Source organism: uncultured Algibacter sp. (genome assembly GCF_947490405.1).
Taxonomy (GTDB): Bacteria; Bacteroidota; Bacteroidia; order Flavobacteriales; family Flavobacteriaceae; genus Algibacter_B.
Genome location: NZ_CANLGU010000002.1, coordinates 650830 through 675289, shown reverse-complemented (window position 1 = coordinate 675289; position 24460 = coordinate 650830). Strand labels below are relative to the sequence as shown.

The 24460-nt window shown below is 34.5% G+C and carries 21 protein-coding genes and 1 riboswitch; of the genes, 5 read left to right on the top strand and 16 right to left on the bottom strand.

Annotation, left to right across the window (positions count from 1 at the left end):
* Position 1: 1 nt before the first annotated feature.
* A complete protein-coding gene (thrA, locus tag Q0772_RS06850; RefSeq protein ID WP_298341934.1) occupies positions 2–3400 on the bottom strand; it encodes a bifunctional aspartate kinase/homoserine dehydrogenase I in 3399 nt (1132 codons plus the stop codon).
* Positions 3401–3498: 98 nt separating this feature from the next.
* Positions 3499–4773 (bottom strand): O-acetylhomoserine aminocarboxypropyltransferase/cysteine synthase family protein, encoded by a 1275-nt coding sequence (locus Q0772_RS06845; RefSeq protein WP_298341932.1) that lies wholly within the window; start codon positions 4771–4773, stop codon positions 3499–3501.
* Positions 4774–4931: 158 nt separating this feature from the next.
* A riboswitch (SAM riboswitch) is annotated at positions 4932–5056 on the bottom strand.
* Between the two features lie 247 nt (positions 5057–5303).
* Between Q0772_RS06845 and Q0772_RS06840 the strand changes: the two genes are divergently transcribed.
* The 3 genes from Q0772_RS06840 (at position 5304) to Q0772_RS06830 (ending at position 7798) form a co-directional block, all read left to right on the top strand.
* The gene (locus Q0772_RS06840; RefSeq protein ID WP_298341930.1) at positions 5304–6068 is read left to right on the top strand and encodes a hypothetical protein; all 765 of its coding nucleotides are present in this window, start codon (positions 5304–5306) and stop codon (positions 6066–6068) included.
* Between the two features lie 2 nt (positions 6069–6070).
* Positions 6071–6532, top strand: coding sequence for a hypothetical protein (locus Q0772_RS06835; protein ID WP_298341927.1), 462 nt, complete (start codon positions 6071–6073; stop codon positions 6530–6532).
* 669 nt (positions 6533–7201) lie between these two features.
* Positions 7202–7798, top strand: a complete 597-nt coding sequence (locus tag Q0772_RS06830) for a hypothetical protein (RefSeq protein WP_298341924.1) — start codon at positions 7202–7204, stop codon at positions 7796–7798.
* A 288-nt stretch (positions 7799–8086) separates the two neighbouring features.
* Here the strand turns inward: Q0772_RS06830 and Q0772_RS06825 are convergent, their stop codons facing one another.
* On the bottom strand, positions 8087–9631 hold the full coding sequence (locus Q0772_RS06825) for a hypothetical protein (protein WP_298341921.1): 1545 nt from the start codon (positions 9629–9631) through the stop codon (positions 8087–8089).
* Between the two features lie 149 nt (positions 9632–9780).
* Between Q0772_RS06825 and Q0772_RS06820 the strand changes: the two genes are divergently transcribed.
* Together Q0772_RS06820 and leuB are read left to right on the top strand one after the other, a co-directional pair.
* Positions 9781–10956: a 2-isopropylmalate synthase gene (locus Q0772_RS06820; protein ID WP_298341918.1), complete on the top strand. Its 1176-nt coding sequence runs from the start codon at positions 9781–9783 to the stop codon at positions 10954–10956.
* A gap of 44 nt (positions 10957–11000) precedes the next feature.
* Positions 11001–12119 carry a 3-isopropylmalate dehydrogenase gene (leuB, locus tag Q0772_RS06815; protein WP_298341915.1) on the top strand — a complete coding sequence of 373 codons (1119 nt, stop codon included), beginning with the start codon at positions 11001–11003 and terminating at the stop codon, positions 12117–12119.
* Positions 12120–12386: 267 nt separating this feature from the next.
* On the opposite strand, the gene argH is transcribed toward leuB, so the two are convergent.
* From argH to Q0772_RS06750, 13 genes are all read right to left on the bottom strand, one after another.
* Complete coding sequence (argH, locus tag Q0772_RS06810) at positions 12387–13661, bottom strand: argininosuccinate lyase (protein ID WP_298341912.1); 1275 nt, start codon at positions 13659–13661, stop codon at positions 12387–12389.
* A gap of 87 nt (positions 13662–13748) precedes the next feature.
* Positions 13749–14813, bottom strand: a complete 1065-nt coding sequence (locus tag Q0772_RS06805) for a M20 family metallo-hydrolase (protein ID WP_298341909.1) — start codon at positions 14811–14813, stop codon at positions 13749–13751.
* Complete coding sequence (gene argB / locus Q0772_RS06800; RefSeq protein ID WP_298341906.1) at positions 14810–15589, bottom strand: acetylglutamate kinase; 780 nt, start codon at positions 15587–15589, stop codon at positions 14810–14812. The genes Q0772_RS06805 and argB overlap by 4 nt, the downstream gene beginning before the upstream one ends.
* A complete protein-coding gene (locus Q0772_RS06795; RefSeq protein WP_298341902.1) occupies positions 15590–15877 on the bottom strand; it encodes a hypothetical protein in 288 nt (95 codons plus the stop codon).
* A gap of 2 nt (positions 15878–15879) precedes the next feature.
* Positions 15880–16818 carry an N-acetylornithine carbamoyltransferase gene (locus Q0772_RS06790; protein WP_298341899.1) on the bottom strand — a complete coding sequence of 313 codons (939 nt, stop codon included), beginning with the start codon at positions 16816–16818 and terminating at the stop codon, positions 15880–15882.
* Between the two features lie 54 nt (positions 16819–16872).
* Entirely contained in the window at positions 16873–17316 is a 444-nt protein-coding gene (locus tag Q0772_RS06785) for a GNAT family N-acetyltransferase (protein WP_298341896.1), read from the bottom strand.
* A 4-nt stretch (positions 17317–17320) separates the two neighbouring features.
* Entirely contained in the window at positions 17321–18082 is a 762-nt protein-coding gene (proB, locus tag Q0772_RS06780) for a glutamate 5-kinase (protein ID WP_298341894.1), read from the bottom strand.
* 41 nt (positions 18083–18123) lie between these two features.
* Positions 18124–19317, bottom strand: coding sequence for a glutamate-5-semialdehyde dehydrogenase (locus tag Q0772_RS06775; protein ID WP_298341891.1), 1194 nt, complete (start codon positions 19315–19317; stop codon positions 18124–18126).
* Positions 19318–19325: 8 nt separating this feature from the next.
* Complete coding sequence (locus Q0772_RS06770) at positions 19326–20471, bottom strand: aminotransferase class III-fold pyridoxal phosphate-dependent enzyme (RefSeq protein ID WP_298341888.1); 1146 nt, start codon at positions 20469–20471, stop codon at positions 19326–19328.
* A gap of 1 nt (position 20472) precedes the next feature.
* Positions 20473–21267 (bottom strand): pyrroline-5-carboxylate reductase, encoded by a 795-nt coding sequence (gene proC / locus Q0772_RS06765; protein WP_298341885.1) that lies wholly within the window; start codon positions 21265–21267, stop codon positions 20473–20475.
* Positions 21268–21439: 172 nt separating this feature from the next.
* Positions 21440–22423 carry an N-acetyl-gamma-glutamyl-phosphate reductase gene (gene argC / locus Q0772_RS06760; RefSeq protein WP_298341882.1) on the bottom strand — a complete coding sequence of 328 codons (984 nt, stop codon included), beginning with the start codon at positions 22421–22423 and terminating at the stop codon, positions 21440–21442.
* Between the two features lie 137 nt (positions 22424–22560).
* Positions 22561–23736, bottom strand: a complete 1176-nt coding sequence (locus Q0772_RS06755) for an argininosuccinate synthase domain-containing protein (RefSeq protein WP_298341880.1) — start codon at positions 23734–23736, stop codon at positions 22561–22563.
* The gene (locus Q0772_RS06750) at positions 23733–24365 is read right to left on the bottom strand and encodes a GNAT family N-acetyltransferase (RefSeq protein ID WP_298341877.1); all 633 of its coding nucleotides are present in this window, start codon (positions 24363–24365) and stop codon (positions 23733–23735) included. The genes Q0772_RS06755 and Q0772_RS06750 overlap by 4 nt, the downstream gene beginning before the upstream one ends.
* Positions 24366–24460 lie beyond the last annotated feature (95 nt).

The following is a 24460-nucleotide window of genomic DNA, read 5'->3' as shown; positions in this document are numbered from 1 at the left end:
CCTAATTAATATGCTTACTCAACCGCAAAATATCACCAAAAACTCCGCGTGCGGTAACCTCAGCACCAGCGCCCGCTCCTTGAATTACTATAGGTTGCTCGCCATAACTTTCGGTAAATATTTCAAAAATAGCATCAGAGCCTTTTACGTGGCCCAACGTACTATCCTCTGGAATAGATACTAATTTTACTTCCAGATTCCCTTTATCTTGTGATAAATCTCCCGATAAATCACCAACATATCTTAGCACATGCCCTTCCTTTTGCTCGTCTTTCAACTTCTGATATTGCGCATCTAAAACCTCTAACTGACTCAAAAAGTCTTCCACCGAAATATCTCTATACGCCTCAGGAATCAAATTCAACACTTCAACATCTTCAAACTCATTTTGTAAATCTAATTCTCTTGCAAGAATTAACAGTTTTCTCGCCACGTCGTTTCCAGAGAAATCTTCTCGCGGGTCGGGTTCTGTAAATCCTTTATCCACCGTTTCTTGAATAATGGCACTAAACGGCTTGTCTTCCACAGAAAAATTATTAAACAAATAACTCAACGTCCCCGAAAACACACCTCTAATTCGTGTGATATTTTCTCCAGATTCGTGCAATAATTTAATCGTATCAATTAACGGTAAACCCGCACCAACCGTTGTTTCGTATAAATACTGTTTGTTGTTTTTGGCTAATTGTACTCGTAATTCAGTATAAAACGCATGCGAAATGGTATTCGCTATTTTGTTGGACGATACCAAATCGAATCCCGCTTCAACTAACGGAATATAATTGGTATAAAACTCCGAACTCGCCGTATTATCTACCGCTATCAAATTCTCTAAATGATGATTTTTTGCATAAGTAATAACATCTTCAATCGAACTCTTATACGTACTCGAAGCAATAGCAGTTTCCCAATTGGCATTCGCGCCATTTTTATCCAATACCAATTTTCTAGAATTCGCAATGGCAAACACATTCAAATTGATGCCTTTACGCTTTTCAATATCGTCTTTCGATTTTAATATCTGATTAATCAATGCGCCACCAACACCACCGTGTCCAAAAATGGCAATATTTATCTTTTTAGAAATCCCGAAAACTTCACCATGAACTACGTTTACTGCTTTGTGTAATTGCGATTTCTTCACCACCAAACTCACATTCTTGCCCGTAACCGTATTATTAAATAATAAGGGTGTAATCTGGTTTTTAATTAAAGCATTAAACGGTTTATGAAACGAACTTAACTCAATTCCAATAATCGAAATAACCGCAACATCATCAATAACATCAATTTTATTCACATCTTGCGAATAGAAATCGCTTTCAAACTCTCGCTCTAAAGCAATAACTGCTTGGGTAGCTTGGTCTGCATCAATAATCAATCCGATGCCTCTTTCTGAAGAACCCTGAGACACAATGCTCACGCTAATACCGTATTTGCTTAACGCTCCAAAAATTCGGGCATCTACACCAATTTTTCCGAGTAAACCGCGCCCTTCTAAATTCAACAAGGCCACATTATCTAAAATAGATAACGACGTCACTTCTTTAGTGCTTGGTCTTGCAGTAATTAGCGTCCCCTCGTCATCAGCATTAAACGTATTTAAAATACGTAAGTTGATATTTTTCTCAACTAAAGGAATAATGGTTTTAGCATGTAACACAGACGTTCCAAAATTGGCTAGTTCATTAGCTTCACTAAAAGATAATTCTCTAATTTGTTTTGCATCAGGAACCAATCCAGGGTCTGCGGTATAAATTCCACTAACATGCGTATAGTTTTGTAATTCTTCAGCATCTAAAAAATTTGCGATTAAAGCAGCAGTATAATTACTACCGTTACGTCCTAAAGTGGTTGTTTCATTCTTTAAATTAGACGCTATAAAACCAGCCACTACATTAACCACACCTTTATTTGCATTAAAATAAGCCTGTGTATTTTCTTTTGAAATTTTTGATAATGGTTGTGCATTGCCAAAAGATTCATCCGTTTTTATAAGTTCTCGCGCGTCAGTTGCTTGAGCTTTTACTCCATGCGCATTCAATAAATTTGCAATCAGTTTGATAGATAACAATTCGCCTTGCGCCAATATATTATCCTTGGTTTTTTTACTGTAATCTCGTAACAGGCTAACTCCTTCAAACAACTTATCTAAAACTGAAAATTCTTCAGAAAAATCTATGGTTTTTAAAGGCTCAATTTGATATGCTTTAAACGCTTCTAAATCCTCTTGATACGACGCTCCTTTTAGCGCTTTATTCAAAATAGCATCTAAAGCATCTGTTGCTGAACCTCTTGCAGAAACCACAACAGAAATTCTATCGCCAGCTTCCACTTTATTTTTTATAATTGAAAGTACTGTTTCTAAGCCTTTTCCGTTGGCTAAAGATTTACCTCCAAATTTTAATACCTTCATTGGTTTTCTTTTAGAATGTGGTACAAAAATGCCTTCTACAATTTTTTCAAGTTGATCGTATTCCATTAAAAATGCATCGTGCCCGTGCACCGAATGTATTTCGTTATACGTCACATTAGGATGTGTTAAGGCCAACTGTTTATGGGTTTCACGGTTTTCTTCAGCAGTAAAAAATAAATCAGAATCTACACCTACAATATGGATTTTGGCTTCTATATTTTCAAGCACATTAAAGTTACTAGAACGACCTTTAGTCACATCAATAGACTTTAATAACTGATTCATCAATTTATAAGCTGATAACTGAAACCGTTCCTGCAATTTTTTTCCATGATGCAACAACCAACTTTCGACATTAAAAATTTCTAAATCATCATTTTTAGAACGCTTAAAACGTTCTTTAAACGACTCTGGCGTGCGGTAACACAACATAGCATGCATACGCGCATCGTGTACAGGATGCTTAGAGTTTAATAAGAATTGTTCTTGTATTTGGCAGTTGGCAATCAACCAATCGGTAGATTTCCAATCGGTAGCCACAACTACCAAATGCTCTGTGAAATCAGGTTGTAACACCGCCATTTCCCAAGCAATGCCACCGCCTAAAGAGCCGCCAATTGTGGCGAATAATTTGCCAGTACCTAGCGCTTTTAAGCCTTGTAAAAATAACTTTGCCACATCGCGTGCCACAAAATCTTTATAATTATCAATCACAAAACCATCAAAACCGTTCCCTGGAATATTAAACGCCAACACCGAATACAATTTGGTATCAATAACCTTATCATCACCAATTAAATCTTTCCACCATCCGTTGGCACCAGCCACCTCACTATTTCCTGTCAATGCATGATTAACCAACACAATGGGCGCACTTCCCAAAGCCTTACCAAAAACTTGGTAGCTTAATTTAATTTCAGGGTTACGCGCACCACTTTCAGTAATGTAATTGGCAATGGTAATATGTTGTAATTCGTGTTTCATAAAGCCCCTCCTAACCTCCCCGAAAGAGAGGAATACTAACTCGTGTTATTTTTAAACCTGTCAGGTTTTAAAAACCTGACAGGTCTTGTTTCAATCAATTATATCTTAGCAAATGCTTGTTTTAAATCGGCTTTTAAATCTTCAATATCTTCAATACCAACAGACAAACGTATTAAGTCTGTAGACACACCTGCCGAAGCTTGTTCTGCTTCATCCAATTGTTGGTGTGTGGTACTTGATGGGTGAATAATCAATGATTTAGTATCTCCAATATTGGCTAATAAAGAGAATATTTGAGTTTCATCTGCAATGGTTTTAGCAGCATCGAATCCACCTTTATGTCCAAAGGTTACAATACCACTTTGTCCGTTTGGTAAATATTTCTTAGCCAAAGCATTGTATTTACTACTCTCTAACCCAGGATAATTTACCCAAGCCACTTCGTCTTGTGCTTCTAACCATTTTGCCAATTCTAAAGCGTTTTCACTGTGTTGCTTAATTCTAACTGGTAATGTTTCTAACCCTTGAATGATGTTGAATGCATTTGTTGGACTCATAGCGCCACCAAAATCTCTTAAACCTTCTAAAATTAATTTGAATGTGTAAGATGCTGCACCTAAAACTTCATGGTATTTTAAACCGTGGTAACCCGCAGATGGCTCAGTAAATTCTGGGAATTTCCCGTTTGCCCAATTGAAAGTACCAGCGTCAATAATGGCGCCGCCTAAAGATGTGCCTTGTCCGCCAATATATTTAGTTAATGAGTGTATAACAATGTTTGCCCCGTGTTTAATTGGATTTAATAATGCTGGTGTTGCCACCGTATTATCAACAATAAAAGGCACTTCTGCCGCTTTAGAATGTGCAGCAATAGCTTCTAAATCTAAAACATCAAGTTTTGGATTCCCTAAAGACTCCACAAAAAATGCTCTAGTATTATCTTGCACAGCATCTTTGAAATTATCAGGGTTTGAAGCATCCACAAATGTTGTTGTAATACCCAATCTTGGAAGCGTAACACTTAATAAATTATACGTACCACCGTATAAACTACTTGACGCCACAACATGGTCACCTGCCTTTAATAATGTTAATAACCCTGTGGCAATAGCTGCTGTTCCTGAAGCAAAAACTACGGCACCAATACCACCTTCTACAGCTGCTAAACGCTCTTGTAAAATTTGGTTGGTTGGGTTGTTTAAACGTGTGTAAATAAACCCTAATTCTTGTAAAGAGAAAAGGTTTGCTGCGTGGTCTGAATTGTTAAATACATACGATGTAGTTTGGTAAATAGGAACTGCTCTTGCTCCTCCGTTTGCTGTTACATCATGACCTGCGTGTAATGCGTTTGTTGCTAATTTTTGATCGCTCATTTTTCTATATCTTATTTAGTTAAACTTAAAGATTCCCGCGTTCGCGAGAATGACAAATTCAATCGAAACTTCAATGCAAAAGCATTTCAGAGTACTTTTTTGACTTAATAGAAAAATGTTATAAAGAATTATTAAAATTACAAAAAGTAATTTCTTTGGGGTTATCTATCCAAACGCCGATAAATGAATCGGTGTTTAAGTAGAATTTAGCACCTTCTTTAATAAGTTTAAAGGGTTGCTAAGGCTTCACGGGGTCTAATCCCTCCACCTTTCTTGATAACATTTCAATAAGTGTTTGAACTTTATGACTGCAAATATCGTATAGAAAAGTTAATCTGCAAATTTTTTGGGATACTATTTTTGTTTTCTTAGTAATTGCAAGTTGCTAGTTATAGAAAACTGCGAATGACACACTTGATTTTGTAAAAATTTTCAGCTACCTTCGTTTAACGGCGGATATAAGCCATTCCAACGGCACATATCCGTTAATTCGTTGTAAGTAATGTTGACCAAACCAAGATAATTTCTATATGCAATTAAAAATACCAACAGATAAAGCAATTGAAATTTTAAAAAAAAGAAAATCTGAAATCGGAACGTTTGACTTTGAACCCAAAGTCTGGAAAGGAAAAACGGAAAATGATTTAAGAGAAATATTTGATGGTTTTGATACAAAGTGGCTACAAATAAGTCAAATTAATTTTGACACCCCATTTTCTGATGTGAAATATGAAGTACTTGAAAAAGGAAAAAAACAAGCAAATCAATATTTAGAATCATATATAGAACAAATTAAAGAGTATTCCGAAATTCAAAATATTCAACACGAAGAAAATGAGAAATACTTTGAAAATCAAAATCGAGGGTTAAAAAAACAACTTTCAGAAGCCATTTCGAGTGCGAACGTAATTTTAGAAGATAGAAACCAAATTCTATCAGAACTAAATGACAAAAACAAAGAAGTAATAAACCTCAAAGAAAATACAGTACAATTGTCAGAAATCACGATAAATAAACTTTTCGGACTTTTAAAAAATCTTCCTATTGGACAAGTTGTTGCACTTTTTGGTTCAATTTTCGCAATTATTGGTTTTGCTTTTTATTTTGGAACATTAATCCAAGAAAAATCAAATATGGATGACGAATTTGAATTACGAGAAAAGTTAAACAACATCGAAAATTCAAACCAAAATTTAGAGGACAAAATAATTATATTGGAAAAAGAAAATTCTGAACTCAAAAATAACTTGAAAGAACAATCAACTAAAAAAACAGATACCATCAAAACAAAATAAAAATGAAAAAAATTATCATCGTCTCATTGTTTCTTACCTTTTGCTTTAAATCTTATTCTCAGCAAGTTCAAGGTCAAGCAGTAAAAACAAATGTGAACATTACCAAACAAAGAGATTTGGTATTGAAACCTGAATCTTCAATAATAAATATTCCTTTGGAAACTGATTTAACTAAATACAAAAAAATTGTTTTAAGTGTAGAGGGTTGGGCAAAAAAGGCAAATGAAAAAGATATTCGAAATGCTTTAAAACAATCAATTTTTATCGTTGAAAAGAAAGATTACAAAAAGGGGAAAACCAAAATGAATAGTGACACTTTATACTTTTTTTGGAATCGTTCGGCAGACCACGATGACAGAAACACAACTATTATTGTTAGAGATTCAGATATGAAAGTTTTATATAGTGCTTCGCATACAAACGTTGGTCGAGCCAAAATGTTAGACTTTATTTTGAGTATTTAATAAAAAAACACTACTTACAACAATGGCTATAAGTAATTGCTTGTTCTCGCCTACTTCTGAAAATCCTCGCGGATTTTCAGTTTGGTGTGTACTTGTAAAGTTAAGTGCTAAACCACGCAACTACTCATAGCCTAGACCGTTAAACGAACTCCTCAAATAAACAACTCTAAGTCCACAAAAGCACTAACCCAAGTAAATACACCTGCGCAAGGGATTACGAATACCGTATAGAAAAGTTAATCTGCAAATTTTTTGGGATACTATTTTTGTTTTCTTAGTAATTGCAAGTAGCTAGTTATAGAAAACTGCGAATAACGCACTTGATTTTGTAAAAATTTTCAGCTACCTTCGTTTAACGGCGGATATAAGCCATTAAAGAACGGCGCATATCCGCCGTTAAACGAACTCCTCAAATAAACCACTCTAAGTCCTCAAAAACACAGACTAAATTAAACACACCCGCGCAAGGGATTATGAATACCGTATAGAAAAGTTAATCTGCAAATTTTTTGGGATACTATTTTTGTTTTCTTAGTAATTGCAAGTAGCTAGTTATAGAAAACTGCGAATGACACACTTGATTTTGTAAAAATTTTCAGCTACCTTCGTTTAACTGCGGATATAAGCCATTAAAGAACGGCGCATATCCGGTAATCCATTACCTACAATTTGAACTCAACCACAACTAAAGAAACTACCTTGAAAGATTTGACTCCATTAAAAGTCAATAATGAATGGACTTATAGACAAACAACTTTTGACAAAGGAACTTCTAGGTCAAAAGAAACGACTGTGATAAACAAAGTTATCGACTCATTGAATTATATGGGACAAACTTGGTTTTTGGTAAGAGAATTTGGGGATGAGTTTTATCTGCGAAATTCTGAAAACGGACAACATTGTGCGGAATTTGAAAAAAAAGATTTAATTCAAACTTCATTATATTTAAAACACCCTAATTCGGTTAAAACTACTCCTTTTGAATACTCTGAAATTGTTAAGCAAAACGACCTCAATGAGAATTCAAATATTCCTAATATAGAAACGAATAGAATAAATTTAGTTTCTAAAAACATTGAAATTAAGATTGATAATCAAATTCATCATTGTCATCAATATGATATTAGCCCTATTGACATAGATACTGGCGAAATAGAAAATTATAAAATAACTATCTATATTGAATTAGGAATTGGAATTATAAAGCATATAATCTACGATGAAAATGAAATAGTGACGAGCGAATTAATAAATAAAAAACTGTAGGTAACATTGTATATAAAAAATTGCTATTTTGTGCCTAATCAATGTAAGTTGATTTGTTTGCTAGCTTCTGATTTTCCTTCGGAAAATCCTCGCACACAAACACGCAACTTTCCATATACGCAACCGTTAAACGAACCTCCACAAACAACCACTTTACAACAGTAAAAGTACTAACCCAAGCAAACAGGCCCCGCGCAAGGGATTGCAGTGGCAGCTTTTGGCGAGGCGTGCATCGAGCCAAAACTATTAACGGAAAGCCCGACCCCTTGTGGGTTGCGCCCTAAAAAATTATACGGTTGTTGCTTTAAATTTATCGCGAATAATATCGCCAATGGGTCTGTTTTCTATCTTAGATTCTAGCCACGAAATGATGTCTAGATACAAAAATGCGCGACTTTGGTAGGGATCGTTTTCAAACTCTTTTAATTTTTTGTGCAACTTGTTAAATTCACCTTTTACCTCGTGCGGGTAGATGTCGCCCAAACCACGTAAAAATTTAATGAATTCTTTTTGCACTTCGTATAAGTCTTCCATTTTTATTAGGAACTTGTATGTGCTTCTTATAAGTACGTCTAAATTATAATCTAAACCTGCCTCGTAATGTGCCACCAGGTTTAATATTCGAGAAAAACAGAGCAAATCTTCGCGCATTTGCAATGATTTGTTACTTATTATTTTATCGAGGTAGTAGATGCATTTTCGACTATCACCAGCACCAAAATACATACTCGCCATTTTGTAATAGAACACCATAATATGATGCTCATCTATACGGTTTTTGTAATTTTTTAGTTTTTCTAAAACCTCTTCTATTAATGGCAAACCGTTTTCAAAACTACCTTCAATAAAGTGTAAATTAAACTTGTTGTTATAAATGTACAAAAAGGCTAAGGACTCTGTATTATCGTCTAGAGGAAACCATTTTTCTTGAGTTACCACTTCGAATTTTGATAGGGTTTCTTTAAACTTATCATACTGCCTTAAATAAAACAAGGCTTCTAACAAATAATGATTTCCACGAAGGAAAAAGACTGGATTTAGCTTTATCATGTCTTGATTTTCGTAAAATAAATCTACCCATTTAGAAGCAAATTTGTAACAAGACAAAAAATCTACGGTTAAAAAGCTATACCACAGTTTTGCTTTGTATAACCACAATTTTTCTCGAAAACCGAGTTTATTGATATCGTATTTTGGTAATCTATCGTGATAATACTTATCTATAATTTGATATTCCTCATCATTCTTGACATAGCCTGTTTTTAAAAACAAGCCGTATAATTGTAGTGATAAATTAGACAGTTTGCTTGCCAAAACATTTTGTAAACTCAACGCTTTGGCTTGAATAGTTAATTCATCAGCTCGATTACTAATACTTCTTGTAATATACTGAGATTCAATTATTTTTTCAAGCTCTACAATTTCATAAGCAACATTTTTCTCCTCATTTGAAATAGCCAAATTTTTGGCCTTATCAAGAATTTTTAAGCTTTGTTTATAAAGCCCTTTATGGTACAAAATGGTTGCAAAATCGAGTTGCTCGCGAATTTGAATCCTGATATCTTGATGCGAAGGGTTTAAACGCAAACTGATTAAAATTTGCTTGTATAAGTGTGCTTTAAGGTTTGAAAGTTGCTGTTTCTTAACAATGCCTTTTTTGAGGATTACGGCTTCATTGTAAACCAAAAGTTTGTCAAGAATATTAAAGAGTTTCAAAAATTTTGATTCCTCATTAACACCTAATCGACCCACATAAAGCTTGAATTGTCTTTTTTCTGATTTAGACAATGATTTTATTAATATGAATAAATTATCTTTTTGCTCTTTTGTCATAGTCACAAAATAAGTCTCATTGTCTTGATTTTCAATTAATTAAACCTTTAACACCATGGTTAAACATCGTAAAAAAAATGAGATGAATAGTAGCTTTTACGAAACCAAAATATAAATTCGTATAGGAATAAGAAAATATATTTTAATAAATGTCTGATAATAAAGTCCAAATTTTTGATACAACGCTAAGAGATGGTGAGCAAGTCCCTGGTTGTAAATTGAACACTGAGCAAAAATTAGTCATTGCTGAACAGCTTGACTTATTAGGTGTAGATATCATTGAAGCTGGTTTTCCTGTGTCTAGTCCTGGTGATTTTAAATCAGTTGAAGAAATTTCTAAAATAGTAAAGCATGCTACGGTTTGCGGTTTAACTCGCTCGGTTGAAAACGACATAAAAGTAGCTGGAGAGGCATTAAAACATGCTAAAACCCCAAGAATACACACTGGAATTGGCACTTCAGAATCTCATATAAAATTCAAATTTAAATCGACCCAAGACGCTATTATAGAACGTGCAGTTAAAGCTGTGAGTTATGCGAAATCTTTTGTTGAAGATGTAGAGTTTTATGCGGAAGATGCTGGTAGAACAGACAATGCATATTTAGCCAGAGTTTGCGAAGCAGTTATAAAAGCTGGAGCAACAGTATTAAACATACCAGACACAACTGGATATTGTCTTCCTCACGAATATGGTGCAAAAATTAAATATTTAAAAGAAAACGTAAAAGGGATTGATAAAGCTATTTTATCTTGCCATTGCCATAACGATTTAGGATTAGCAACTGCAAACTCTATTGAAGGGGTTATTAATGGCGCGCGTCAAATTGAATGTACCATCAATGGTATTGGAGAACGTGCTGGAAATACCGCTTTGGAGGAAGTAGTAATGATTTTAAAACAACACCCATATTTAAATCTGGATACTGGTATTCAAACCGAAATGTTATATGGTATTAGCCAATTAGTATCAGATAGTATGGGTATCTATACACAACCAAATAAAGCTATTGTTGGCGCTAATGCATTTGCACATAGTTCTGGAATCCATCAAGATGGTGTTATAAAAAATCGTGAAACTTACGAAATTATAGACCCTAAAGATGTTGGTGTAACAGAATCTGCCATTGTATTAACAGCAAGAAGTGGAAGAGCTGCATTAGCTTATAGAGCAAAGAATATTGGATATGAATTAACAAAACTTCAATTAGACGAGATCTACACAAATTTCTTAGATTTTGCTGATAAGAAAAAGGAAGTTGATGATAACGACATCCATCAAATTATAGAAAACAGCAAAGTATATAACGAGATTACTTCTGCTTAAATAAATTAGATTTCTGCCTTTGCGGAAATGTAAAAACGAGATTGATGAAATTAAATATTGCCGTATTAGAAGGCGATGGTATAGGGCCAGAAGTTACTGCTCAAGCCGTAAAGGTTTTGAAAGCAATAGCTATGGAATTCAATCATATATTTACATTTCAAAAAGGGTTGATTGGAGCCAGTGCCATTGATAAAAAAGGACATCCATTACCAGAAGAAACCATCAGCATGTGTAAAAAAGCTGATGCTGTTTTATTCGGAGCTATAGGCGACACAAAATATGATGAAGATCCTGATGCTAAAATACGTCCAGAACAAGGACTTCTAGGAATCCGAAAAGAACTAGGCTTACACACCAACATTAGACCCATTATCGCCTATGAAGATTTACTAAACAAATCTTCACTTAAAGTCAAGCAAATAAAAGACACCAATATTCTTATTTACCGTGAGTTAACAGGTGGTATTTATTTTGGCGAACGTTATTTAAGTGATGATGGAAACATTGCTTCAGATGTATGCAAATACGAACGTTTCGAAATCGAACGTATTACACACCAAGCCTTTAAAGCAGCCTTGTCCAGAAAAAGCAAATTAACCCTTGTAGATAAAGCCAATGTACTAGAAAGCTCGCGCCTATGGAGACGTGTGGTAAAAGAAATTGCACCACAATATCCAAACGTGAAGGTTAACTACATGTACATCGATAATGCAGCCATGGAACTCATTATAAAACCAAGGCAATTTGATGTTATTTTAACCGAAAATATGTTTGGCGATATTCTATCAGAAGAAGCCAGTGTTATTGTAGGTTCCATTGGGTTGTTAGCGTCCGCATCAATTGGCGATAAACATGCCATGTTTGAACCCATACACGGTGCTTATACAAAAGCAGCAAACAAAGGTATCGCCAACCCAATTGCTTCTATTTTATCAGCAGCCATGTTACTCGACCATTTTGGGCTATATGAGGAAGCTGCATTAGTTAGAGATGGTGTAGACAAGTCTTTAAAACTACATATTACAACACCAGATTTAAATACCAAATACGACAATATAACCACAACAAAAGTGGGTGATTTTATAGAAGATTTTATACAAAATCCAGATGAAACTAATCTAAACTTTACTAATATACATTTAGGGCAATCCACCATTATTTAATTATTTGAGTTAGTCATCAAACAAATTAAACTTTATATTTTTTTTGGAGAGTCCTTAAAAGCGCATTGTAACAAATGCGCTTTTTTAATGCGTTACTTTTTTCTGTTAATTATTATTTGGGCGTTACCACAAGGGTCGGGCTATACGTTACAAGTCCTCGCTTATGCGCTAAGGCGCAAAAGCTGTGGGCTTTCCACTGCTATCCCTAACGCGCCTGTTTGCTAATGTTGGGTAATAAATCGGGAGTTAGTTTATTTTTGATATAATTTAACTTGGAAACTTCTCGCGAATTTTATCTAAACTCAAATTATGAATACTACCAACATGGGTATGTTGTTTTGAAGTATCAGGAACATAGGTACCGTCTTGCACTTGTCCACCAATTTTTTGGTAAGCTTCTCTAAAACTCTGCCCTTCAACAACAAGGGTGTTAATGTTATCTACAGTAAACAAATACTTATACTTATCATCATGAATATCAATATCTTTCACAATAATTTGTTGAATAGAATAATTAAAAATATCTAAAATATCTTTTAACTCTTCAAAAGCAGCAATCATATTTTCTTTTAATAACTGAAAATCTCTGTGATAACCGCTAGGTAAATTGTTGGTAATTAAAACCATTTCGGTTTGTAACGCTTGTATTTTGTTACACTTTCCGCGAATTAGCTCAAATACATCCGGATTCTTTTTATGTGGCATAATACTACTTCCTGTAGTTAACTCATCCGGGAACGAAATAAACCCAAAATTCTGACTCATGTACAAACAAGTATCCATTGCAAAACGCGCCAAAGTATTACTTAAACTTCCTAAAGCTGCAGCAATAGTACGCTCGTTTTTACCGCGACCCATTTGTGCTGCAACAACATTGTATTTTAAGGTTGAAAAATCCATTTCTTTCGTAGTCAATTCTCTATCTATTGGAAACGAACTACCGTAACCTGCCGCCGAACCTAAAGGGTTTTGGTCTACCGTTTTAATGGCAGCATCCAATAAAAACACATCATCAATCATTAACTCAGCGTAAGCTGAAAACCATAAACCAAATGAGGATGGCATTGCCACTTGTAAATGCGTATATCCTGGTAAAACTTTATCTTTATAACCATCTGCTAAATTTAAAAGCGTATCAAAAAGTGTTCTTGTTTTAGTTCTAATTAAACTTAAACTATCCTTATAATACAAATGGCAAGCCACAAGCACTTGATCGTTTCTAGAACGTGCGGTATGGATTTTTTTTCCAACCTCGCCTAAAGACTTCGTTAATTCAAACTCAATTTTAGAATGCACATCTTCAAACTGTTCTTCTATAACAAACGTTCCGTTTTCAATTTGCGTCTCTAAGGTTTTTAATCCTCTTAATAAATCAACCAATTCTTCAACCGTAATAATACCGATTTTTTGAAGCATTTTAGCGTGTGCTTTTGATGCTATAACATCATACTTCGCAATATGTATGTCAATTTCACGATCGTTCCCAACGGTAAAATTTTCTATTTTTTTATCTATTGATATGCCTTTATCCCAGAGTTTCATTCTAAAGTTTTTTGTCATTCCCGCGAAGGCGGGAATCTATTTTATTTTATTGGTTGGATTCCTGCCTACGCAGGAATAACAGAATTGCTAAACAATTACCCGATTCAACAATTCAACATATATTTTAATACCTTCTTCAATTTCATTTACATAAATAAATTCATTGGCCGAATGCGATCTTGTACTATCACCAGGTCCTAATTTTAAACTAGGGCAAGACAATACCGCTTGATCAGACAATGTTGGCGACCCATAACTCGTTCTTCCCATGGATAAACCTGCCTTTACCAAATCATGATTCACAGGAATAGACGATGAATTTAAACGTAAACTACGTGGTGTAATTTTAGTAACTGGTGCTTTTTCTTCTAATATTTTGGCAATTTCAGCATTGCTATAGGCGTCATTCACACGAACATCAATCACCAAATCCACATGCCCGGGCACCACATTATGTTGCGAACCTGCATTTATTTGTGTTACGGTTAACTTTACATCTCCTAAGGCTTCAGAGCCTTTTTCAAACTTAAAATCTTTAAACCACTGCAAAGCTTCAATACTATTATAAATAGCGTTGTTGTTATTAGGATGTGCCGCATGACTTGGTGTGCCTTCAATAACCGCATCAAAGACTACTAAACCTTTTTCAGCTACGGCGAGATCCATTAAAGTGGGTTCGCCCACTATAGCCACATCAATTTTCGGGATGATAGGTAACATACTATTTAACCCATTAGGCCCACTGCTTTCTTCTTCCGCAGAAGCGACAACAACTAAATTATATTTTAAATTTTCGTGGTTGTAAAAATATGTAAACGTTGCTATTAACGAAACCAAGCAACCTCCAGCATCATTACTTCCTAAACCATATAACTTACCATCTTCTACAAAAGCCTTAAAAGGATCGTTGGTATAAGCCGAATTTGGTTTAACCGTATCGTGATGCGAGTTTAGCAACAAGGTTGGTTTGCCTGCTTCAAAATGTTTGTTTACCGCCCAAACGTTATTCTTAGTACGTTTAAAATCAATATCGCAACGCCTAAACCACGTTTCAATATGTGTAGCAGTGTTATCCTCTTCTGATGAAAACGACTGTGTTTCAATCAAAGTTTTGAGTAATGTTATAGCGTCTTTTGTAAGTTGCTCTATCATAAATACAAGGTAGTAAACTTTTGATTTTTATTACTGATTACCGTAGGATTTCCTATAAATACCCTAGACACACCAGATGCTATCGCATGAAAACTATTGGCAAGTTTGGGCAACATCCCATCATGAAATACACCTTGGTGTTTTAACTGCTCATAAGTACCGTAATCCATATATTCTATTACCGAATTATCATCCTCAACAGATTTTAGTACACCGTTTTTTTCAAAACAAAAATACAACTCTACATTGTATAATTCTGAAAGGCCTATAGCCAATTCAGATGCAATAGTATCTGCATTGGTATTGAATAATTGTCCGTTTTTATCATGCGTAATCGCGCAAAATACGGGTGTAAAATCTGCTTCAATTAACTTGTTTATAGATTTGTGATTTACTTTTTTTACATCACCTACAAAACCATAATCAATGTCTTTAACTGGTCGTTTTTCGGAATAAATACTATTAACATCTGCTCCTGTTAAACCAATAGCATCAACCTGCAGTCCTTGAAGTTTAGCGACGATATTTTTATTTACTAAACCGCCGTAAACCATAGTAATTACCTCTAAAGTATCGGCATCAGTAATACGACGCCCATTCACCATATTTGATGCTATACCCAATTTTGAAGCCACATGTGTTGCACGTTTGCCACCACCATGTACCAAAATCTTCTTTCCTTCTATTTTAGAGAAATGCTCTAAAAAAGATTGAAGTGCTACTGCATCCTCAATAACATTCCCACCGATTTTTACTATGGATAGTTGTTCTTTCATTTATCTAATGTTTTTCTTCAAGAGATAATTTATATAATTTTCAATAATATTTTCATTTATAAAATTACTCTTAGAATCATCATTTAATAAGAAATTAATATTCGAAATAAAAGTAATTAACTTTTTTCTTAAAGTGTAAACACCAAAATCTATAATATCATCTTGAATAATAAAAAAAACTACGTAACCATTTTGTTTTTTTATATATAAACAAGGATGATTAGAATTTTTAAAACTATTTTCCTTTTCATATTGAAAGGCTTTATTTTTCTTTAGAAAATCTAACATCCCTATAAATCTTCTAATATCTTTTTAAGCACTAATTGTGCCGCATAAGTTCTGTTATTAGCTTGTGCTATTACTATGGAACTATCGCTATCTAAAACCGCATCTTCAACAACCACATTACGTCTTACGGGCAAACAATGCATAAATTTTGCATGCCCTAATTTTTCTTTAGTAATCATCCAATTCGCATCTTTATTTACAACTTTACCATAGTCTTCATAAGAACTCCAATTTTTGGTATATACAAAATCGGCATCCTTAAACGCGTCTTCTTGATTGTGACAAACAGGTGTATCACCTATAATTTCAGGATTCAAATTATAACCTTCGGGGTTTGCAATTACAAATTCCACATCCATTTTTTGCATGGCTTGAGTAAAGCTATTGGCCACCGCATGCGGTAAGGCTTTTATATGCGGCGCCCAACTTAACACTACTTTTGGACGCTTGGTTTTAGCATGTTCTGAAATAGTTAAAGCATCTGTTAATCCTTGTAATGGATGCCCTGTAGCGCTTTCCATATTTACAATAGGTACAGAGGCATATTTAGTAAAAGACTTTAAAACGTGCTCGCTCTCGTCTTTTGCCTTATCAGTTAAGGTTGGAAATGCACGCACTGCAATAATATCGCAATATTGAGATACCACAGCTGCTGCTTCTTTAATATGTTCTGCAGTAGTGCCGTCCATAACCGTACCGTCACCAAATTCAATACCCCAAGCATCACCAGACACATTCATTACAATAGGATTCATCCCTAAGTTTAAAGCTGCTTTTTGCGTGCTTAAACGTGTACGCAAACTAGAATTAAAGAATAATAACCCTATGGTTTTATCTTTTCCTAAAGCAACATGCTGTAATGGATTTGCTTTTAATGCTTTTGCATCTTCAATCCAAGCCTTAATATTATCTATATCGTGTATTGATGTGTAATGTTTCATACTTTTTTATTCTTTTCCAGACCTGTAATTTTTTTAAATCAGAGAGGTCTAATTTTATTGCGGCATCAACACCATTTGTTGATGCATAATTCCTGTTTTTTGTGACGGATATTTAGCTCCAAAAGCTATAAAATCATGCTTCTTATAAAAATGTATTGCTGTTGCCCTTGCACTAAGTTCGATATTAGAAATTCCGTTTTTTCTACTATATCCAACCAGTTCATTCAATATTTTAGCACCAACGCCTTTTTTTTGATAAACAGCTTTAACTGCCATTTGAGATATGATGTTTTTTTTACCTTCTGTGTGCAAACGCCCAGTTCCAATCACTTCATTTCCCTTTAAACACACTACATGTAAAGCCGTTGTTTCAAATTCATCATTAATTAAATCTAAACTATTGGTCATATCTTTAAAAAATAGTTTTTCTCTAATCGTAACAGCCGCTTTGTAAAAGGGCGTGTTAATGGCAACATATTTTAACTCAAACTCAGACAATCACTTATTTTATTTTTGTAAACGCTACCTTGTTTTCCATAGCATTCACTATAAAATTATCTTCTAGTCCGTTTACAATCCATGTTTCTATATTAGCACCTTTAGTAACTTGAGCTGCTTCAATTTTACTCTGCATACCGCCACTTCCGTGCGAGGATTTAGAGCTTACTACCTCATCTGCCAACGCTGTAAAATCAGTGACTTCTGCAATGGTTTTTGGTGTACCGTTCTCCATAGAAGCTTTGGTATAAATACCGTTCGTGTTGGTAGCAATAATAAACAAATCAACATCCAAAAGTGATGCCGTTAAAGCTCCTAATTTATCATTATCACCAAACTTGATTTCATCAGTAGCTACCGTATCATTTTCATTAATAATTGGTATGTAATTATTATTTACTAATACATTAATGGTATTGGATATATTAAGTTTACTTTCTTCTTTTTCAAAATCTGAATACGACAATAAACATTGCGATGTTAGTAAACCATATTCCCTAAAAATCTCCTGATAAATACGTATTAAATGGGGCTGACCAATAGAAGCCAATGCTTGCTTTACAAAAATATCCTCTTGCTTACTTTCTAATTTTACAAACTGTTTTGCCACCGCTATAGCACCAGAACTTACAATAATAAACTCACAGGTATTTTGAAGTTTGGCAATTTGACTTGCCATATCTTCAATTTTACCTCTAGAAATATTATCGGTTTCCTTGGTAAGGGTATTAGACCCCATTTTTAGTAATATGCGTTTTTTCTTCATCTTGTTATCACAAGCTATTTCTCAAAATACTTATTATGGATTTATCGTATTTGTCCGTTACCATGAACATACCATTTATTCGTCACCAAATGCTGCAAACCAATTGGCCCGCGTTGGTGTAGTTTATCTGTACTTATGGCTAATTCGCCACCTAATCCTAATTGTCCGCCATCGGTAAATCGCGTTGATGCGTTATGATACACTGCTGCTGTATCTACATTTTCCATAAACAGTTTTGCTTCGGCATCATTGTTTGTAATGATGGAAGACGAATGCCCACCAGAATACTTATTAATCATAGCAATAGTATCTTGGTTTGATGCAATTTCACCTATAAGAATCTTATAATCTAAGAACTCCTCGTACCAAATATCATCAGATGTTATAGATTCTAATCCGTTTGTTTTTGAAATGATTTCATCACCTAAAACTTCAATCTTATAGTCTTTTAATTTTGAAATCAACGTGTTTACAAACGCCTGCTTATTTGGAAGATTTTCATCTATTAAAACCTTATCAACAGCATTACAAGCTGATATTTTTGATTTTCCATTCATAATCACGTCTGCAGCAATATCTACATCTGCATCTTTATGAACGTACACAAAGTTATTACCACGACCACTAATAATAACAGGACACATAGCGTGTTGCTTCACAAAAGCAATTAAACGTTCGCCGCCTCGTGGTACAATTAAATCTACTTTTTGCGTTGGCTTTTCTAAAAACGCTTGTGTTTCTGTTCTATTAAATTGCAAATACGCTACCCAATCAGTAGATTCGCCTTCTTCCTCCAAAGCTTGGTGCCATAATTCTACAATTTTAAGGTTAGATCGTAATGACTCTTTACCACCTTTTAGTAATATTTTGTTTCCAGATTTAAACGCAATACCAGCAGCTTCAACCGTTACATCAGGACGCGATTCATAAATAATTAACACCGTACCAAACGATGCTGTTTTGTTATATACCTGCATACCGTTATCGTGTTTAAAGCTAAAACGCTCCACACCAACAGGATCATCTTGAGATGCTAAATGCGTTACCGCATTAATCATCTCATCAACTTTAGCATCGTCAACTTTCAAACGGTCAAACATCGAAATATCATCACCACTGTAAGCATCTAAATCGGCTTTATTAATAGCGATTATCGCCTGTCGTTCTTGTTCTAAAAGCACTGCCATTTTAAGTAAAACAGCGTTTCTTGTTTCTATAGATAAAAGTGTATTCATGTTTATTACTATACAGTTGTTTCAACTTCGGCTAAAGCTTCGATAAGAGCTTCAAAAAACATAGTTATATGCTCTTTTCTTACCGTTAATGGTGGCAGAATTCTTAACAAGTTTTTGTTAGCAGCTCCTCCTGTGAAAATATGATATTTATAAATCAATTGTTTTCTCAATTCACCAACTTCAAAATCGAACTCCAATCCAAGCATTAAACCTCTTCCTTTAATTGTTTTTATCTGCGGAATTGTTTTTGCTATCTGAACAAAATACTCAGACATCATGTTCGTATTATCAATAAGTTTTTGTTTCTCAATTACATTTAAAACCGATAAACCCGCAGCACATGCTAAATGATTACCTCCAAAAGTAGTACCTAACATTCCAAATTTCGCCTCAATATCTGGATGAATTAAAATCCCACCAATAGGAAATCCGTTACCCATGCCCTTAGCTATAGAGATAATATCTGGCGTTACATTATAATGTTGAAATGCAAAGAATTTACCTGATCGTCCGTAACCAGATTGTATCTCATCTGCGACAAACATAGTATTATTCGCTTTACACAAGGCATAAACTTGCTCAAAGAAATCTGTAGTTCCTTGATCCAAACCGCCTACTCCCTGAATAAACTCTACTATAACTGCACATACATCACCTTTTTCAAGCTCTTGCTTTACACCAGCTATATCATTCAAATCAAGAATCGTAACTTTTTGTTGCGCGTTAATTGGAGCAATAATCTTTTTATTATCGGTTGCAGCCACAGCAGCAGAAGTACGCCCATGGAAACCATTTCTAAATGCAACAACCCTAGATTTCCCTGTTTTAAAAGATGCTAATTTTAAGGCATTCTCATTAGCTTCTGCACCAGAATTACATAAAAATAATTCGTAGTCCTTACAGCCAGAAAGTGTTTCAATCTTATCTGCTAATTCTTTTTGTAAAGGATTTTGAATGGCGTTAGAATAAAAACCAAGTTTTGACACTTGTTCCGTAACAGCCTCAACGTAATTAGGATGTGCATGCCCAATAGAAATCACAGCATGCCCTCCGTAAAGGTCTAAATATTCAGTTCCTTGGTCATCATAAACATAAACCCCTTTCCCAGAAACAGGCGTTACATCATACAACGGATATACATTAAATAACGGCATTTTATTTAGTTTTTAATTGATTGATTTTTTCAAACGAAGCCACAATCCCTTGTATTAAAGCAGAGCTTAATCCTTGGTGCTCCATTTCATTTAAGCCTTCAATAGTGCATCCACTTGGTGTGGTTACTCTATCAATTTCCTGCTCGGGGTGTCTACCAGATTCTATTAATAAGCTAGCTGAACCAAAACATGTTTGTACAGCCAATTCATGTGCCTCTTCAGCTTCAAAACCTAATTGAATCGCGCCTTGTGTTGTAGCTCTAACCAAACGCATCCAAAAAGCAATACCACTAGCACAAATCACGGTAGCAGCCTGCACTAAATCTTCAGGAATTACCATAGTTGTTCCCAATTGCCCAAAAATCCCTTCTGCAACAGGCACCTTATCTTTCCCTGTTTCATTAGCAGCAATACAAGTCATAGATTTTCCTATAGAAATTGCTGTATTAGGCATAACCCTTATTATATTTTTGTCATCGCCTAAAATATTTTCTATCCTATTTATCTCTACACCAGCTGCAACAGACATTATAATATGGTTATGGCTTATTTTAGATTTTACGCTTTCTAAAACACCATCAATATGTTTAGGTTGTAATGCAAAAATAACGATATCCGATTGCTCTATCGCCAAAACATTATCGCTAGTAACTTCTACATTTTCAAGAGTTTCAAAGGCATCCACCGCCTTAGTATTTCTATCACTTAGGTATAATGAGCTAAACGACTTGTTACTAATAAGTCCTTTCGCAATCGAACTCCCCAAATTCCCAGTTCCAATAATGGCTATTTTCATGTCTAAATACTTTTGTCATCCCCTCAAAGGAGGGAATCTTATTTTATTATTCTTTTTTTATGGCGTTACCCACAAGGGGTCGGGCTTTACGTTACAAGTCCTCGCTCCTGCGTCGCTGTGGGCTTTCCTCTGCAATCCCTAACGCGCCACTCTTATGTGCTTACTCAAATTTTTAAAAGTAAGTCCCTTTTAATCCTAGTCCAGTCGTTTCTTCTAAACCAAACATCAAATTCATGTTCTGTACCGCTTGTCCAGATGCGCCTTTCAATAAATTATCAATAGTACTTGTAATTAATAATTTACCATTATGCTTATGTAGATGCACCAAACATTTATTGGTATTCACTACTTGTTTCATATGTAAAAACTCATGTGACACAAAGGTAAACTTCGCATCCTTGTAAAACGATTTATAAATCGCTTTAGCATCTTCAACATCGCCCTCAAAATCAGTATAAATTGTTGCAAAAATACCTCTGGAAAAATTACCCCTATTTGGCATAAAAATAATTTCAGAAGAAAAATCAGATTGTAATTGATTCACAGACTGATTGATTTCACCTAAATGCTGGTGCGTAAAGGGTTTGTAATACGAAAAATTATTATCTCGCCACGTATAATGCGTTGTAGCAGATAATGATGTTCCAGCGCCAGTAGCACCAGTTACCGCATTAATATGCACATCTCTTTTTATCAAACCAGCATCTGCCAATGGCAATACCCCCAATTGAATCGCTGTAGCAAAACACCCAGGGTTTGCAATATATTTAGCCTTTGTAATAGCCGCTTTATTCAATTCTGGCAAACCATACACAAACGTTTTACCTTCAAAAATTTTATCTGCTTCCAGTCTAAAATCGTTACCTAAATCTATAATTTTAGTAGCATCAGAAAACGTGTTTGCAGACAAAAATTTCACAGAATTACCATGCCCTAAGCATAAAAACAACACATCAATATTAGGGTTTACCGTATCGGTAAATTTCAACTCTAAACTCCCCACTAAGTCTTGGTGCACCTTACTAATTTTGTTTCCAGCGTTACTTGTACTAAAAACAAAATCTATCTCAGCTTCAGGATGATTAATTAGTAATCTAATTAATTCGCCTGCGGTATAACCCGCACCCCCAATAATTCCAACTTTTATATTTCCCATCCTTTTATTCATTTATGTGTCATGTCGAAATAAGGAACGATTGAGACAACTCATAAAATAACCTTTCTCAAATTATGTGATTTCTCCTATCGTCGAAATGACTAAAATAATTTCATTTTATATTTATTTTAGACCCATTACGAGTTTACTTGTTTGTATATTTTATTCTGGTTTCCTAGAATTTTAATAAATCCTTTAGCGTCATCAGCTGTCCAAGCTTTATTTTCTTCACCATAAGTACTAAACTTACTCGACATTAAATCATGGTCTGAAACAATACCATCTAGAGAAAAATGGTAAGGCTTTAAACTCACCACTACATTACCCGAAACCATCTTTTGAGAACTTTGTAAAAACGCTTCAATATCTCTCATCACTGGATCTAAATATTGACCTTCATGTAAATGCATGCCATAAAAACTAGACACATATTCTTTATGCTGTAATTGCCATTTCGTAAGTGTATGCTTCTCTAATAAATGATGTGCTTTTACTGTAATTAAGGCAGCAGCAGCTTCAAAACCAACACGCCCCTTAGTACCAACAATAGTATCGCCTACATGAATATCTCTACCAATAGCATAGGCGGAAGCTATATCATTTAATTTTTCAATATTCACTTCTGGTTTATTAGCGTCTCCATTTAGTGCTACAAATTCACCGTTTTCAAAAGTCAAGGTAACTTTTTCTTCACCTTCTTTTTCTAACTGCGATGGATACGCTTCACTTGGTAGAGGCTTTTCAGACTTTAAAGTCTCAACACCACCAACACTTGTTCCCCAAAGCCCTTTGTTTACAGAGTATTTAGATTTTTCCCAAGGCATATCAATACCTTCAGACTTTAAATAGTCAATTTCTTCTTGTCTTGTTAATTTTTGATCTCTAATAGGTGTAATAATTTCAATCCCTGGAGCCAAGGTTTGAAAAATCATATCAAAACGCACTTGGTCATTTCCAGCACCCGTACTACCATGAGCTATATATTCTGCACCAATACTTTTAGCGTATTCTATAATTTCAATAGCTTGAATAATACGCTCTGCGCTTACAGAGAGTGGATACGTACTGTTTTTTAAAACATTACCAAATATTAAATACTTTACTACTTTTTGATAAAATGTAGAAACCGCATCAATATTTTTATATGTAGAAACCCCCATTTTATAGGCGTTGATTTCTATATGTTTAATTTCTTCTTGTGTAAAACCTCCAGTGTTTACACTTACCGCATGTACATCATATTCTTTTGATAAACTTACCGCACAATATGAGGTATCTAATCCACCACTATAGGCTATTACTAACTTTTTCATTTTTTTACTTTTTTATCTTTTCTTAAAAACAATGCTTGTTTTATTCTTTTTAATCTTTTAAATACTTTCTCCTTTACCTCTTTGGTATCTTCTTCTTCCTTACCAACTTTTTTAGGATCGTAAAGCATACCTGTACACAAACACATTTTTCTGTTTGTACGCGTTAATACATCATAATTTTTACAAGTTTGGCAACCATCCCAAAACGTTTGATCGTCAGTAAGTTCAGAAAATGTAACAGGTTTATAACCCAAATCGCTATTCATTTTCATAACAGGTAAACCTGTTGTAATACTAAACACTTTGGCATCTGGAAATTTATGTCGTGAATGCTCGAAAACTTTATGCTTAATTTTTTTAGCAAGACCTTTACCTCTGTAATCTGGATGAACAATTAAACCAGAATTGGCTACAAATTTACCATGTCCCCATTTTTCTATATAGCAAAACCCTGCAAATGTATCACCATCAAGAGCAATAACAGCATTACCATTTTCAATCTTTGCAGATATATATTCAGGCGTACGCTTCGCTATACCAGTACCTCTAACCTGAGCAGAAGCTTCAATGGTTTCGCAAATGGCATTAGCGTATTTTATATGTGATTTATCGGCTATTACAACCTTCATTTCCTTACTTGTATTATTGTCAATTATTTTATTTTTTAAAAGCTGAACTGGACTCACCTAGTTCAATAAATTGAAGCATACCCTTACGGGCGACG